General features: G+C 70.5%; 13 protein-coding genes and 2 pseudogenes. 10 read left to right on the forward strand and 5 right to left on the reverse strand.

Annotated features, from left to right (window positions below; genetic code table 11):
• Window positions 1-263: 263 nt before the first annotated feature.
• From BOQ63_RS06325 to BOQ63_RS06340, 4 genes and pseudogenes are all read left to right on the forward strand, one after another.
• The gene (locus BOQ63_RS06325; RefSeq protein ID WP_050366126.1) at window positions 264-1,520 is read left to right on the forward strand and encodes a Mu transposase domain-containing protein; all 1,257 of its coding nucleotides are present in this window, start codon (window positions 264-266) and stop codon (window positions 1,518-1,520) included.
• A gap of 850 nt (window positions 1,521-2,370) precedes the next feature.
• A pseudogene (locus BOQ63_RS06330) lies at window positions 2,371-2,511 on the forward strand (DEAD/DEAH box helicase family protein); the annotation flags it as partial.
• A 651-nt stretch (window positions 2,512-3,162) separates the two neighbouring features.
• Window positions 3,163-3,696 (forward strand): SigE family RNA polymerase sigma factor, encoded by a 534-nt coding sequence (locus BOQ63_RS06335; protein ID WP_072653642.1) that lies wholly within the window; start codon window positions 3,163-3,165, stop codon window positions 3,694-3,696.
• The gene (locus BOQ63_RS06340; protein WP_150476322.1) at window positions 3,693-4,514 is read left to right on the forward strand and encodes a hypothetical protein; all 822 of its coding nucleotides are present in this window, start codon (window positions 3,693-3,695) and stop codon (window positions 4,512-4,514) included. Before BOQ63_RS06335 ends, BOQ63_RS06340 begins: the two co-directional genes overlap by 4 nt.
• Window positions 4,515-4,936: 422 nt before the next feature.
• On the opposite strand, the gene BOQ63_RS06345 is transcribed toward BOQ63_RS06340, so the two are convergent.
• The gene (locus BOQ63_RS06345; RefSeq protein WP_167395663.1) at window positions 4,937-5,080 is read right to left on the reverse strand and encodes a hypothetical protein; all 144 of its coding nucleotides are present in this window, start codon (window positions 5,078-5,080) and stop codon (window positions 4,937-4,939) included.
• 15 nt (window positions 5,081-5,095) lie between these two features.
• On the opposite strand from BOQ63_RS06345, the gene BOQ63_RS06350 reads away from it, so the two are divergent.
• A complete protein-coding gene (locus BOQ63_RS06350; RefSeq protein ID WP_143174648.1) occupies window positions 5,096-5,566 on the forward strand; it encodes a hypothetical protein in 471 nt (156 codons plus the stop codon).
• Between the two features lie 288 nt (window positions 5,567-5,854).
• Window positions 5,855-6,319 (forward strand): hypothetical protein, encoded by a 465-nt coding sequence (locus BOQ63_RS06355; RefSeq protein ID WP_143174649.1) that lies wholly within the window; start codon window positions 5,855-5,857, stop codon window positions 6,317-6,319.
• Between the two features lie 21 nt (window positions 6,320-6,340).
• Here the strand turns inward: BOQ63_RS06355 and BOQ63_RS06360 are convergent, their stop codons facing one another.
• A complete protein-coding gene (locus BOQ63_RS06360) occupies window positions 6,341-6,475 on the reverse strand; it encodes a hypothetical protein (protein WP_435820466.1) in 135 nt (44 codons plus the stop codon).
• 367 nt (window positions 6,476-6,842) lie between these two features.
• Here BOQ63_RS06360 and BOQ63_RS06365 point away from each other — a divergent pair, with 367 nt between their 5' ends.
• From BOQ63_RS06365 to BOQ63_RS06380, 4 genes and pseudogenes are all read left to right on the forward strand, one after another.
• Window positions 6,843-7,592, forward strand: coding sequence for a hypothetical protein (locus tag BOQ63_RS06365; protein ID WP_072653647.1), 750 nt, complete (start codon window positions 6,843-6,845; stop codon window positions 7,590-7,592).
• Between the two features lie 374 nt (window positions 7,593-7,966).
• Window positions 7,967-8,122: a hypothetical protein gene (locus tag BOQ63_RS06370; RefSeq protein WP_157846645.1), complete on the forward strand. Its 156-nt coding sequence runs from the start codon at window positions 7,967-7,969 to the stop codon at window positions 8,120-8,122.
• Window positions 8,123-8,547: 425 nt separating this feature from the next.
• Complete coding sequence (locus BOQ63_RS06375; RefSeq protein ID WP_050366127.1) at window positions 8,548-9,114, forward strand: RICIN domain-containing protein; 567 nt, start codon at window positions 8,548-8,550, stop codon at window positions 9,112-9,114.
• A gap of 723 nt (window positions 9,115-9,837) precedes the next feature.
• Window positions 9,838-9,940: pseudogene (locus BOQ63_RS06380) on the forward strand (IS5/IS1182 family transposase); the annotation flags it as partial.
• An 879-nt stretch (window positions 9,941-10,819) separates the two neighbouring features.
• Here the strand turns inward: BOQ63_RS06380 and BOQ63_RS06385 are convergent.
• The 3 genes from BOQ63_RS06385 to BOQ63_RS06395 all read right to left on the reverse strand — a co-directional run bounded on the left by BOQ63_RS06385 (window position 10,820) and on the right by BOQ63_RS06395 (window position 14,445).
• Window positions 10,820-12,535: a beta strand repeat-containing protein gene (locus BOQ63_RS06385; RefSeq protein WP_150476323.1), complete on the reverse strand. Its 1,716-nt coding sequence runs from the start codon at window positions 12,533-12,535 to the stop codon at window positions 10,820-10,822.
• Window positions 12,536-12,693: 158 nt separating this feature from the next.
• Window positions 12,694-13,488 carry an IPT/TIG domain-containing protein gene (locus BOQ63_RS06390; protein WP_072653651.1) on the reverse strand — a complete coding sequence of 265 codons (795 nt, stop codon included), beginning with the start codon at window positions 13,486-13,488 and terminating at the stop codon, window positions 12,694-12,696.
• A 261-nt stretch (window positions 13,489-13,749) separates the two neighbouring features.
• Complete coding sequence (locus tag BOQ63_RS06395; protein WP_167395664.1) at window positions 13,750-14,445, reverse strand: hypothetical protein; 696 nt, start codon at window positions 14,443-14,445, stop codon at window positions 13,750-13,752.
• Between the last annotated feature and the right edge of the window lie 496 nt (window positions 14,446-14,941).

Consider the following 14,941-nt stretch of genomic DNA (forward strand, 5'->3'; position numbering starts at 1 on the left):
CGGTACACGGTGCACGGGGTGGCTTGTGCTGGATATTCCGACTCCCATCGCCGGTAGTGGCGGTGAATTCCCTTCCGTGATCTCCGAAATTGCCCAGATAATATTCGGGGCGAGTCGTATTTCCGCCCCGAGAGGAGCTTTTGCGTGCTATATTTTTCAGCCATGCTGACAGTCCTCACTCATTCAAGGTGCTTTCCACTGGTGAAGCCAGACAGGTCGGGGTCCGGATGCTCAGTGCAGAGGAATACAAAGAAGTCTGCGCCTTGCGCCGCCAAGGCTGGTCCATCTCGGCGATCGCCCGGTGCCTGGACCGCGACCGCAAGACGGTCAGGGCCTACCTCAAGGGCGAGCGGAGCATCGGGGTCCGACCGGTGACCCGTGACGAATTCCTGCCGTTCATCCCCTACTGCCAGCAACGCCTCGACGACGATCCGCACCTGCGGGCGAACGTCCTCTACCGCGAGATCGTCGAGCTGGGCTACCCCAGGGCCTACTCGACCTTCACCCGTGCCCTGCGCCGACACGTGACGCGGCCGCGTTACGGGCCGTGCCACCGAGCGAGGGCGAGCCCCGGCCACGGCAGCGTGGAGGAGGTGCAGTTCGACTGGGTCCGGCTGCCACGCCCGCCGGCCGGATGGGACTGCGGGCACGAGATGTACCTGCTCATGGGCTTGCTGACGCACTCCGGGCGCTGGCGAGCCGCCCTCACCGCCACCAATGACCTCCCGCACTGCGTGGAGGCCCTGGACCGGGTGCTGCGCCGCCTCGGCGGCACCGGCGAGCGCTGGCTGTTCGAGGGCACTCCACCGGTCTGCTCGACGGTCGGCAAGGTGACCGCCGTCTTTCACGAGATCGCCAAATACTATGGGGCCTTCGTCGCGGTCCGCCCGCAGACAGGAGCGCCCGGCCCGGTCATCCGTGCCCACCGCTCCGCTGTCCTCCACTGGTGGTTCAGCATGGCCGGCGACCTCGGCCTGAACGAGGCCCAGGACTTCCTTGACCGACTGACCGAGCGCTCGGACCGCTGGTACCGCCAGACCGGTCATCCCGCCCGGGCCCTGCTGCCCCTGCCGTCCAAGCCGTTCCCCGCTCGCATCTGCGTTCGGCGCAGGGTCGGTCTCCACGGCCTCCTGTCGTTCGAAGGCAACTTCTACCTGATGCCCGCGGGGTTCGTCGGCAGCGAGGTGGGGGTCCGGTGGCGGCTCGACGAATCCCACCTGGCGGTCACCACGGGCGCCGGGGCGGTCGTCGCCGCTTTTCCGAGGGCTCCCAGAGACGCGGGCTGGACGGTCGCCCAACACCGTGGCCCCGTCCCTCTTGAACGGCCACATCGTGCTTCCGGCGCCGCGGCGCCGTCCCGGGACGCCTGCCGGATCGGTCGCCCGCGATCCGTGGCCGCTCCGGCCGCGGACCGGGCGGTGACCCGGTTCCACGGCGAGCGGCCCGCTCACCCGACGGGCCGTGACGGCCGGTCGGAATCGGGGTCGGCCTCCTCGCCGACGCCGGGGGCGAACGGGTGACGGCGGTCGCGGGCCGGCCGGCGGTCTCCCGCGGACCAGGCCGAGCCCGGCGTGCATTCCACGGTGGCGGGGAAGGACAGGACCGGCGGGCCTCGCGGCACGGGTCACGGGACGGCGCCCGCCCGGGACCGTCCACCGAGGCCACCGCCTCGACGCCGGAGACGACTGCCCGGTCCTTGCCTGGGCCTTCTGCCGCGGATCGGCGAGATTTCTCCTCGTCCGGACACTGAAGCCGAACCGCCGGAACTGAAAACGGAGCGAAATGGCTTCGGGATTGGCCGTACGGGATCGTTTCCAAGGCGAGTGTGAGCGGCCGTTCGGGTGAGAAAAGAACCCAATGGAAGCCTTCTCCCGTGACCGGATGAATTACTCACGACGATCGACTCGGTGGGCCGCCCACCCGCCCGTTTCTTTGTCATGGTAATGCGTTCGACCGGGAAGGCGCGTGTTCCCGGTCCCGGCAGCCGGCGGACGTCTCCGGTGCGGAGACACCGGGGACCCCAGGACCGGATACTGCCACCGTGGCCGCCACCGCTCTCCACGGACGGCTTTGGGACGCCTACGCGGCATCGCCCTTTCGGATCCACATGAGGTCATCCTGCCACGGCTGGGCACCTGCATACACTGGCGATTTGCCGGCCGGGGCAGGGGTTCCTACTATCCGGTTCTCGCGCAGCTCTTAGGGAACATCGCGAAGCGTTACTGGAGAAGGATCATCTTGCGGAGCAGTTCGAAGCCGGCACGACCGTAGAGCTGCCGCTTGATCCTCTTGATGCGGTTGACGGCGCCCTCGATGCTGCCGGAGATCCAGTTAAGCGTGAGCCCTGCTGGCACGGCGTCGAGGACCGTCTGGGACTTGGTCGTGGTCGACGAAGCGCACCGCACGGCTGGGTCGCAGGGTAAGGCGTGGGCGGCGGTCCACGCCGACGACCAGGTCCCCGCCGTCCGGCGGCTGTACTTCACCGCCACCCCCAGGACCGCGGATGACGACGCGGATCTCGCCCGCTCCTGCAACCTGTCGCCAGAAGCCCGGTCGGTTCAGCCACGTCCGAGGGCGCGCTTGAACAGGCCAGGCTTCTGCGCGGGCGCAGGCGGTGCGGGCAGCGGTGTCGGCTTGACGGCCAGCACCTCGGGGACGAGCTCGGCAACGGAGACCCGCACGGGAGGGGCCGGCGAACGGCACCGAGCACGGCCGCCCGGGTCAGGCCGCCAGCTTCACACTTCGGGGTCTACTACGCTGGCGGGCGATTGAAGGGGCCCGGCCGCGCTACAACTGCCGCACCTTGCCCGCCGGTGCCTTCGGGCGCGCAGGGCCGGGAACGGCCCTCGGGCGCCCGGCACGGCACAGCACGGAGCCCGGCCACCGTCCAGCCGTCCGTGGCCCTCGCCCACGCCTGCCGAACCAGCGAGTTCCTCGCACAGGTGTCCCCTCGTCTCGGGCGGCTCCACGAATCTCGGGGCAGCTCACCGCCTCTGTCGAGGAATTAACGGAACGGCCGGCGGCGGAGGAGGACGGCATCCAGTGATCAGAAGCCCGGAGGGGTTCCCGCCCCGCGACGGCGAACTTTTCCCGTCACCCGTGACATCCCGGTACCGGGTGCGCTCCGTCGGAGTGGGCAGAGACGAACGGAGGACACACCCTGTGCGTAGCGCAGACCTGGAGGAGTTCCGCGGCTTTGCCGAGGACCGGTTGCCGCACCTGCGGCGGACCGCGTACCTGATGTGCGGCGACTGGCACCACGCCGAGGACATCACGCAGACCGCACTGACCAAGATGTACACGGTCTGGGGCAGACGGCACCGGATCGCCAACGTGGAGGCCTACGCCCACCGCGTGCTGACCCGCACCTGCATCGACCACACCCGGCGACGCTGGCGACGGGAGGACCCGACACCCGCGATGTCCGACCGGCCCGGCCCGGGCACCGACCCCTCGCTCGGCATCCAGGTCCGCACCGCGCTCGCCGCCCTGCCACCTCGTCAACGGGCCGTGGTCGTCCTGCGGTACTGGGCCGACCTGGACATCGCGAACACCGCCAAGGCCCTCGGCTGCACCACCGGAACCGTCAAGAGCAACACCGCCCGCGCACTCACCAAACTGCGCACCCTGCTCGGCGACACCGACCCCTTCGACGAACTGACCACCGCCCCGACCCCCCTGAAGGAAACGCTGTGACCCACCACGACGCCCTCGACCCGCAGGACGAACTGCGCACCCTCCTCGCGGCCGGCCTCGGCGCCGAACCGACACTGCGCCCCGGCACGGTGGACGCGGCGGTCGCGGCCGGACGCCGCCGCCGCGGCACCCGCCTGGCCGTCCGCGCCGGCGCCACGGTCGCCGTCACCGCCGCCCTGGCCGCCCTGGTGGCGAACCTGCCCGGCGTCACCACCCCCGCCCCCAGCACCCCGGGCAACCCGGTGGCGGCCGCCGACCCGCTGACCGGCCCGCTCACCCTGGCCGGCGCGGCAGGCGCGAGCGCCGAACCGCTGCGCCCGGACTCCTTCGGCCCCGGCAGCGGCCGCGCCACCGACTGGACCAGCGACCGCCTGGGAACCACCCTGGCCTCCCTGCTCCCGGACGGCGCCAAGACCGTGCGCGCCGGCGACATCCCGGGCCGCACCTTCCGGGTCGCCTGGCAGTCCCCGGCCGGCCCGGTGGACGTCATCGGCGGCGCCGACCGCACCGCCGACGCGCCGAAGGTCCCGCTCTGCGCCACCATCGCCCTGCCCAAGGTCACTGCGCGCCCCGGCGTTCCCAGCCCGCAGGATGCCGCTCCGCGGACCTCCTGCCACCTGGTCGAGCTGCCCTCCGGCGCGCGCGGCGAGGCCGTGACACTCACGCTCCCGCAGAGCGGCCGCACCTCCCAGTACATCCGCCTCCAGCGCGCCGACGGCCGGACGGTGACGCTCCAACAGTGGGCGGAGCAGCCGGACGCGGGCCTGGACGAGGCCGCCCTGCTGGCCATCGCCGACGCCCCCGCCTGGCAGTTCTGACCCGCCGCCGGTCGGTCGGACCCGCTCCGACCGTCACCGTCCGGAGCGGGCGGCGGCCGCAGCCCGGGCGGAAGCCGGGCTGCCGCCGGCTACGGGGGCTCGTCCCGTAACCGGCGGCAACGGAGCGTCGCAATCCCGTCGGCGGTGACGGCCCAGGAAAGACAGCCTCCTGGTCTGCATGCTCAGCGTTCCGTAGTTCGCGCGGGCGCGCATCCCAGGAGTGCGGCTGCGCGCCCGCGGTGAAGAGCGGCACGGCCGGCCGGCGAGAACGGCCTCGGCAAACCCGAACGCGAGTGCCCCGGGTGCTCTCGGCGCGCCTGCCGCACCGGAATCCGCCGCCCGCCTCGCCGACGCACCACCGCACGGAACCTCGCCGCAAAGCGCTCCCGGGACGGCCGGGAGGATTTGCGGCGACCGCCGGTTCACCAGCTGGTGGGCGGCTGCTCGTCCAGTACTTCGAGGACCTCGACCGAGGGGGCCATCACGATGTACGCGCCGTTGACGTCGGTGCTGGTCCACCAGGTGCCCCGGTCCACCCGGCGTCCGGCGAGGCCCCACTGGACCATCACCTCCTCTTCCCCGTGCCGGAAGACTCGCCGGCGCCGTGGATGCACCGCCCCGACGTCGACTTCCTCCAGGAAGCGCACCCGCGCCAGTGTCCACCAGTTCCGTTCCGCGATCGTCATGCCCGGTACAACGACCGGCACCGGTCCACGGCGGCGAGCACGGCGGCCGGCTTGTTAGGCGATTCAGGACAGTTCACCCTGACGAGCCGAAGTCAGTATCTGGACGACTACCGCAAGGCCTTCGGGGACGCCGGCGACGAAGTCTGGCACCTGGAGCGCGGACAGGGCGCGGTCCTCATCAGCGACAACGGATGCGGGCTGACCGGCTGGCTCATCGTCGTCGGCCTGCACCGTGGGGAAGTCCGCGATCGGGACTGCGAGGTCAACCCGCCCTTCGAGCAGTATCTTGACGCAACGGGAAACCGACACACCTTCGGCACCTGGTACCTCGAGTGGCTTGAGCAACGCGAGAGGGCAACTCGATGATCAAGGCATGTCGCTTGGCTGGGTGACTGCGACCGCGCGCGGAACGGCACGTGCGAAGCGCCGGCCACGGCGCGGTGACCGGCGTATCCACTCCCGGCTTTAAGCGACCCGGCTACACGGCCTCGGCCGAGGAGTCCGGCCGCCAGTCCCGTTCCTTCTCCTCCCACCGCTCATCCGAGAACTTCTCTGTCTCACCGAGAATCAGGGCGAAGGCGTTGGGGCGGCACTACGATCAACTTCGTGTGCCGAACATCGGTGCGACACGTGAACGCAGCAGGGGGGACCACGATGAAGCGGACGAAGACACGCACGATCACCGCAGCGGCCGGAATGCTGGGAGTGACGCTGGCGTTCGCCGGGACGGCATCGGCGCAGCCCGACGCCCCGCCAGCGGCCTCGGACGAGCCCTTCGGTCATCCGGGGACCGGACAGATCCTGCCGCCGGCCCCGGACGAGGACACGATGTTCTCGATCCCCGACTGGATCGGGAACGGCAGCGCGGTGACGGCCTCGGTGATCGAGACGCTGCCGATCGCCGTCACGGTCGGCTGTCAGGGCGGCGGTTCGGTGCAGGTGCACGTCGGCGGTCTGGCTCCGGCCTACTTCACGGTGCAGTGCCCGGTGGACTCCGTCGGCGTCGGCTCGGTGGACATCCCCACCCGTCCCGGCCGGGACTTCCAGTTCACCGTGCACACCTCGGACCCGTCGATCCACTGGGGCATCAACGCCCTCCAGATCCGCCCTACCCACTGACCCCGATCCCGGGCCCCGGGCTCAGCCCCGGACGCTCCGGGGGCCGGTGACGGCCGCACCCAACGCGCCCACCCAGGTGCGCAGTTCGCGGTCGGCGGTGACCACCACGCGGGACCGCGCCGGATCCTCGGCGCGGTCCTCGCGGAGCAGTTCCACGATCCGGTCGCCCGCCCGCCCCCGTGGCCTGCGGTGCAGGCGAGGTGGGCGGCAGACCGGTGCACCCTCGCAGCAGTGGGCAACTGGCGAGTGTTGACGAGGTGGAGCGGGCCGCATGCCTCGTCGTGGACGCGGGACTCGGCGACGAAGGCAGCGTGGATCCGCCCGACGGCGAGCAGATGTTCGCGCCGTGCCGCACCGCCAGCTTGTCCGCACCCGCACCGGGCGGCCGGGCGCAGGGGCCCGCAGAAAGTGGCCGTGACGGCGGAGCCAACTGTCGGCGCGGTTCTTGTTGGCGGACACGGGAACGGGGTAAAGATCGCACAGTCCCTGCGGAAAATCGCGTGGGCGGACGAGACGAGGAACCGTGGCAGAAAGCCGTTTCACTGACACCATCGCCCAGCTGGAGGCGGAACTTCCAAGCATCGAGGCCCGGCGGCGGCGCATTGAGGACGAGCTGACCGCCGCCGTGGCGCGCGAGAACGCCGTACGCGGAGCCATCGAGAGCCTGCGGGCCCTGGCCGGACCGCCGACCTCGCAGGACACCACACCGGCGGGCAGCACCCCGGCGACGGCGGACGCCATCACCGAGGACCGGCCGCAGCAGCCCCCGGCCGAAGCCCAGTCAGCGCCGGACCGGAGCCGGGCGCCGGCCAAGAAGGCCACCACGCGCACGGACACGGCCACCAAGACGGCGAAGAAGACCACCGCCAAGAAAACCCCGGCCAAGAAGACCACGGTGAAGAAGGCGGCACCCGCGAAGAAGGCCGCGGCGAAGAAGACCACCGAGGGCGCGCGACCGCGCACGCCGGCGAAGAAGACGGCCGCGGCCCAGACCACCGCGCCGGTGCAGACCGGCGCCGAGCAGGCACCACAGAAGAGCGAAAAGGCTGCGCCCGCGCCCAGGCGGCGAACGACCGGCGCCACCTCCGAGGGTGTACTGAGCGTGCTGGCCGTCGCCCAGGAACCGCTGCGCGCCCGGGAGGTGATTGCCCGGCTGGGGATCGAGGAGTCGGCGGACAACGTGAACGCGGTGCGCACCATGCTGGAGCGCCTGGCCAAGGCCGGCCGGGCTCAGCGCCCGGGCCGTGGCCTGTACGCGAAGCTGGACGGCTGACCCGCCGGGGGCCAGTTCGCGAACCTGCCGCATCATGGAGAACCGGCCTCTAGCCCGGACCTGAACCAGCGACGTCCCCGCGTCTGACACGGTCGTTGCCGTCCCTGTCTGAGACGCCGGAAGGCCGCCACCCGCGGGTGGCGGCCTCCTGTGCCTTCTCGGGGCCTCGGCAGCCTACCGCCGCCCCCGGACATCACCGGGCCGGACCCGTGACCGGCCGGGCTCAGACGGCCGGCTGCTCCTCGGCGGGGCCGTCGATGTGGCGGAGCCGACCGCGGGCGATGACGCGGACTTCACCGGAAAGCTCGGCCCGGTGCGCAGTGGGACGGGCGCGGGTGCGTGTACTGGCGCGGTTGGGCGACGAGGCTGGGTGCGTGAGCATTATGAGCGAGGACCCGGTGAGCGCTGATCGGGTGTACGCGGCCTTGGTGGCGTTGAGGAGGGAACGGATTCTCGACCCGGAGCTGTGGCCGGACGGCCCTCAGCAGGGCGACCTGCGCAGGCTGCTGGGTGCCCTGCTGGCCTCTTGATCTCCGGCTTCTGGGCGGTCTCCGGGACGGGCAGGCCTTGTCCCGTCTCGCTGCGCGCTGTCGCCCGAATCCGGGCTGGGTGGGGCGTACGGGAGCATGCCATCGGCCTATGCCTCGGTCTTTGCGCGGGCCGCGCGTGGGCTGGGCGCGGGCTGGGCGCGTCGCAACCTGGTGCACTTCGCGAGCCGCGTTCCACGCTCTCGTGCGTGCAGGAACGATCGCGGACCCTGATGTCGGACGCCTCTCCTGCGGCCGTGCTCTCCCGTGTCATCGGACACCGGGGGCGCGGGCCGTGGATCGGTGGCGGGAGGGAGACACGGGGCCTCCGTTCCGCCACGCCGGTCAGCACCTCGACAGCGTCCTTCGCATGCACATGAGATGCGCCGCCCAGTCCGGACGGGCGGCCTCGGCCAAGGGAGATCTCCATGAAGGCAACCCGACGCGTCCGTGCCATCGGCCTGTGCGCCCTGGCGGTCAGCGCGACGATGCTGGCCGCCGGCTCCACGCCGGCAGCGGCGAGCGTCGCCCCGTTGTTCAGGGCGAAGCTGATGGCCAACCACAGCGGCAAGTGCCTGGACGTCCCGTTCGCGAGCCAGGCCGACGGGCAGCCCGTCCAGCAGTGGCACTGCTACGACGCGCCTGACAACCAGACGTGGAACTTCGTCGCCGCCTACAACAGCGACCTCGGGGCCGGATTCCTCGCGGACAACTACTACACCGTCCGCGCCCAGCACAGCGGCAAGTGCCTGGAGGTCCAGGGCGGGTCCACCGCCGACGGGGCGTCGGTCGTCCAGCAGACCTGCGACACCAGCTACCAGACAACCCAGCAGCAATGGAAGCTCGTCCAGCGGCCCGATGGCTACTTCAGCCTGGTCGCCCGCCACAGCGGCAAGTGCCTGACGGTCCCGCAGGGGATCCTCGGCGACGGGATCTACGTGGTCCAGCAGGGCTGCTCCAACGACCTGCCCTACCAGGAGTGGAAGCTCGTCTGAGTCCGCCCGTCATGACCGGCCGCCGCGCGTGGGCCCAGCCGTCCCGGACATAGCCCCCACCGGCGACGGGCCGTCGCGCGTGGGACCGATCCAGAATCGGGGCCCACGCCGGCTGGCGCTTTTCTGCGGACGGACTACGTGGTGTTCGGACCGTACTGCTTCTGAGTGTCCGTCAGCTGACTGATGAGCTGTTGAAGGGTGAGGGGCATGGCCGAGTCCTTCTCCGTAGTCCGCGGTTTCCAGCACTGTCGCCCCAGCCCGTGCTCTGCGCAACCGGGGGCTCCGTCCTGGGCGGCTCCCCCATGCCCCCGGCGGCCTGGAACGCCTCGTATGTCATCGGCCTCAGCATTCTGACCGAGTCGCTGGGGCTGCTCTGCTTCGGCTTGGTGCGCTGGTGGGGAGAGGTCGTCCCGGAATGGATTCCCAGGCTGGGGGGCCGGCGCATCCCGCCTCTCGCCGTCATCGTGCCGGCCGCGCTCGGTGCGCTGACTCTCACAGCCCTGACGGTGCAGTGGCTGCTGACCGCCTTCCACCTGGATGGTCTGGACGGCTTCCCGTACCGACCGGGCTGGGACAAGCCGGCGATGACGGTCAGCGGTCTGTTCGCCCTATGGGGCCCCTGCTGCTGCAGACATACGGCTACTACCGGCGCCGCCGCCGGCCGCGACCCCGATGGCCGGCCGGATCCTGATCGTCGACAGGAGGAGATGCTCCTTCCCGACGCGGGTTGCCCGGCTGAAGGCGTGGCGCATCTCCTCCGCTCCCGCTGCGGCCCAGCACGTCGTCAATGGCCAGGGCTGTCCTCACCCTTGAGAGGCAACGCTGACGTCGCTGATTGGTATGCCTGTGCCATGGCCTGGAAGGCCCGCTTCGGTGCGAGGCTACCGTCGGACATGACCTTGCATACTCCGTAGGGGCCATGTCGAAGTCAAGGCGCTGGTCCTCGTGGTGCGAATACCCATAGCCGGCGAAGGTGAACCAGAACGCCGTGTCCACGCCTTCCTCATGGAATACGTCCACCTGCTGCCGGAGGTAGCGGGCTTGTTCGTCCTCATCACTGACGTAGTCGCTGTCGAGGCGGTGCGGGTCCGCGTCGTGGTCGACGATGGCCCAGCCCGTGCCGCCGCGTGCGGCGGCACCCTGGTAGGTGCAGCAACCGAATTCGGTCGCAGCCAGGGGCTTGCCGTGCCGGAAATACTCACGCAGACACTGACGGAAAGCGTCACTGGCATCGCCGTAGGCGTCCACACCGACGATGTCGAAGGGCGGCGCGCCCGCCGCACCGGAATCCGCCGCCCGCCTCGCCGACGCACCACCGCACGGAACCTCGCCGCAAAGCGCTCCCGGGATGCCGGGGGCTTTGCGGCGGCCGCAGGTTCACCAGCTGGTGGGCGGCTGCTCTTCCAGTACTTCGAGGACCTCGACCGAGAGGGCCATCACGATGTACGCGCCGTTGACGTCCATGCTCGTCCACCAGGTGCTCCGGTCCACCCGCCGTCCGGCGAGGCCCCTGGAACATCACCTCCTCTTCCCCCCAGTCAGAAGACCCGCCGGCGCCGTGGATGCACCGCCCCGACATCGACTTCACCCCGGGCGACCGCCGTGCCCGTCACCGGAGGACCCGCAGCTGATCGTCTCGTCCCGTCCACCGCTCATCAATGTTTACGACGCCTCCTTTGATGTGGACGCTGGCGTTCGGGATGCGCTACGGCTGGTACTGGAAGGTGGCGCCGTTGCTGGTGCCGCCCGGGGAGTGGACGGTGACGGTGACCGGGCCGACGGTACCGGGCGGTGAGGTGGTGACGACCATGGTGTCGGAGACCGCGGCGAAGGACGCCGGGGCGGTGCCGAAGAACACGGCGTCGGTGTAGGTGAGGTTGCTTCCCCTGATCAGGACGTCGTCCCCGCCGGACACCGAACCCTGGGCGGGGCTGAGGGAGGTGATGACCGGTGGTGCGACATAGGTGTAGTAGGCGTTGCCCAGCCCGACGGTGCTGGTGCCGCCTGGTGTGGTGGCCGTGACCAGGACGGTCCCCGTGCCGACGGGCGCGGTGACTGTGATCTGACTGTCGGAGATCACGGTGATGTTGGTGGCCGCGGCGGCGCCGAAATGCACGGCGCTGGTGAGGGCCAGGCCGGAGCCGAAGATGGTGACGGTGTTCCCGCCGCCGCTCGGTCCCATGGTCGGAATCAGGCCGGTGATGGCGGGGGCCGCGACGTAGAAGTACGGCAGCGGATTGCTGGTGCCCGCCGAGGTGGTGACCGTGACGTTGACCGACTGCGCCGCTCCCGCGGGGGCGGTGACGGTGATCTGGGTGGCGGTGTTGGCAGTGATCGTCGCGGCATGGGTGCCGAACAGCACCGAGGTCGCACCCGACAGGTTGGTGCCGGAGATGGTGACGGTGTTCCCGCCGCTGGTCGGCCCCTGGTTCGGGGTCAGGCTGGTGATCACCGGCAGGACGGTGTAGGTGAAGGCCGCACTGTTGCTGGTGCCCGCCGGTGTGGTGACCGTGACCTGGACCGTTCCGGAGCCTGCGGGAGCTGTGGCCTGGATCTGCCCGTCGCTGAGCACCGTGAATGTCGCCGAGGCGGTTCCGAAGTGCACCGATGACGCGCCGGTGAACCCGGAGCCGCTGATGACCACTGAGGTGCCGGCGGTGCCGGAGGTCGGGGTCAGGCTGGTGATCACCGGCAGGACGGTGTAGGTGAAGGCCGCACTGTTGCTGGTGCCCGCCGGTGTGGTGACCGTGACCTGGACCGTTCCGGAGCCTGCGGGAGCTGTGGCCTGGATCTGCCCGTCGCTGAGCACCGTGAATGTCGCCGAGGCGGTTCCGAAGTGCACCGATGACGCGCCGGTGAACCCGGAGCCGCTGATGACCACTGAGGTGCCGGCGGTGCCGGAGGTCGGGGTCAGGCTGGTGATCACCGGCAGGACGGTGTAGGTGAAGGCCGCACTGTTGCTGGTGCCCGCCGGTGTGGTGACCGTGACCTGGACCGTTCCGGAGCCTGCGGGAGCTGTGGCCTGGATCTGCCCGTCGCTGAGCACCGTGAATGTCGCCGAGGCGGTTCCGAAGTGCACCGAGGACGCGCCGGTGAACCCGGAGCCGCTGATGATCACTGAGGTGCCGGCGGTGCCGGAGGTCGGGGTCAGGCTGGTGATCACCGGCACGGTGCCGTAGGTATAGGTGACGCCGTTGCTCGTGCCGCCGAGTGGCGTGGTGACGGTGACGGCGGCCGAACCGGTGCCTGCGGGGGCGGTGGTGGTGATCTGGCTGTCGCTGACCAGCGTGAATGACGACACCGGCACGGTTCCGAACTTCACCAAGGTCGCGCCGGTGAAGCCGCTGCCTGTGATCGTGACGGCCGTGCCCCCCGTGGGCGGCCCGTGGTTGGGGTTGATGCTGCTGATGACCGGAGCCATCGGGTGCTCCTTTGCGTGGCTGGTGGGGTGCCCTGGCCGCTGTGGGCGGCCAGGGCGCATGGGGTCCGTGGTCGCGGCCCGTCGGGTCCGAGTCGACGGGCCGCGGGTAGGGGGCGACTGTGCTGCCCGCTGTTCGGTGCCCGTGCCTCGCCTGGGGCTTAGACGACGGTGAAGTGGTCGGCGGCGACGGCCGCGCTGGTGCCGCCGGGGTTGGTGACCTGGATGTCGTAGGTGCCCGCGGCGAGGGTGGGCACGTCGAGGGTCAGGCTGCCCACACCGATGAGGCTGACGTTGTCGGCCGGGGTGGACGCGCCACCGCCGACCGGGGTGAACGTCACGGAGCTGACGTCGACGAAGCAGGTGCCGGTGACGATGACGCCGGTGGTGCCCGCTGGCCCCGTGTTGGGCGTCACGCTGGTGACCGTCGGCAGTGCGTAGTAGATGAACTGACCCGCCGCGCCGATCGGGGAGCTGGTGCCGCCGCTGCTGCTGACGATCACGTCGGCCGCGTCGGTGCAGCCAGTGAAGGCGCCGTGGGCCGGAGGGGTGACGCTCAGGTGGCTGTCCGACAGGACGGTGGGGACGGCGGTGCCGATCGCGTCGAAGGCGACCGAGGTCGCGGTCGCGAAACCGGTGCCGAAGACGTCGATGGCGCCGGGCGCGGCGGGGCCGGTGCTGGGGTTCAGCGACGTGACCGTCGGGGCGGCGACGTAGAAGAAGGCGCTGCTGTTGCTGTTGACCCCGGAGACGGTCGCGGTGACGTTGGCCTGGCCGCTGCACCCCGACGGGATGGCGAAGGTGACGGAGATGTTGCTGGCCGTGGTGGGCGTGACCGTCTTGGTGCCGATGTTCACCTTGGTGGTGCTCAGGCTCCCCAGACCGGTGCCGGTGATGGTCATCGTCTGGCCGGAGTGGCCCGAGGTGGGCGAGATGGAGGTGATGACGGGTGCCATGACTGATCTCCTGTGCTGTTGTGGATGACACTGCTGCCCAGTGCGCCGGAGCCGGCGAATCGACGGTCCGTCGCACAGGGCACGATCGGGTTCCGGCAGTCACGGGGCAGGGCTCGCAGTGCTGCCGGAAGTCGCTGGCCCAGAGGGGGCGGGCACGGGAATGTGGTGCGGGCGGCGTGGTTCCACCGCGCCGTCGACCTGACTGCCGCCCGGGTGGGTGGGGGGGTGGGTGGGAGTGTCCCGGGGCGCCGCCGTCGGGCTTCAGCAGGGCGCGGTCAGGGGCGGGGTTGCGGCGCAGTTGTCCGGGGTGTTGCCGGAGGCGTTGGTGCCCACCAGCGCGACGGAGCCGGCGTTCTGGTAGATGCCGCCGCCGTCGACCGTGGCGGTGTTGCCGGTGACGCTGCTGGTGGTCATCGTCAGCGCGGTGTCGGTGTAGATGCCGCCGCCGAACGAGGCACGGCTGTTGCTGACACCCCCGCCGATCAGGACGACCGACCCGCCGAGGTTGGCGATGCCGCCGCCCACCCCGAAACCGGCGTCACCGTTGCTGATGGCGACCGCGGTCAAGGCGAGCTGGCCGTTGTCGGCGGGCAGATGCGAGGGCCCGTCCACCTCGATGATGCGAAACGCGGCCGCACCGGGCGCGCGGGTGATCTGGGTGGCCAGCCCGGTCATTGTGACCGGCGTGGTGATGGTCGGCAGCCCCGCCGGTCCGCCGGCCCCACCCGAACTGTGGGCGCTGGTGAGGGAATACGTGCAAAAGGGTGCCAGGATCAGGGCACCGCCCCCGGCGGCGTTGGCCGCGTTGACGGCGCTGACCAACGCGGTTTCGCTGCACGGCACGATCACCGTGTACGCCGCACGGGCGGTCTGCGCGTGTGCCGCCGGGGCGGTGAGGATGAGCGCGCCAACAGCGCCGGTCCCGAACAGCACTCGAAGTATGTTGATGGCTCGCAAGAACGCCTCCCCGGACGCCTGAGCCACCCTCGTCAGCCCGTGCGCTGGGACAGCGCGTCGGCCGACAGTCTCCTCCGATGGGGGCCCTCGCGGGCCTGTGACAGGCACACACCACCACATACCGATGGGCTGCCTTCCCCAACGGAGGGATGGGCAGCCCCCTGATCGGACACCACAAGTGAGTCATCCAAGCAACCGTTGAAACAAGGTATATGACTGTCAATCACCCACTTGGCGCAACGCGCGCCGCCGGGCTGGGAGGGACGTGAGATGCCCGGCAGCGTTCAGCGCACGATGCAGCCCCATCCCTCCAGGCCGACGGGAACGACCGTACTGGGGCTGCCGGATGTCGACCGTGGCCGGGCATCGGTACCGCGCCTGCGCAGCGGCCGGTGCCCGCGATCGTCGAGCCAGGCGAGCCTGCGTTCACAGTTGACGGTGATCTTTCTCGTAGAAGTTGACCGCCGAGCTGCGGACAGGGGAGATGTACGCCAGC

Origin of the sequence: Streptomyces viridifaciens, from assembly GCF_001888885.2 — a bacterium.
Taxonomy (GTDB): Bacteria; Actinomycetota; Actinomycetes; order Streptomycetales; family Streptomycetaceae; genus Kitasatospora; species Kitasatospora aureofaciens.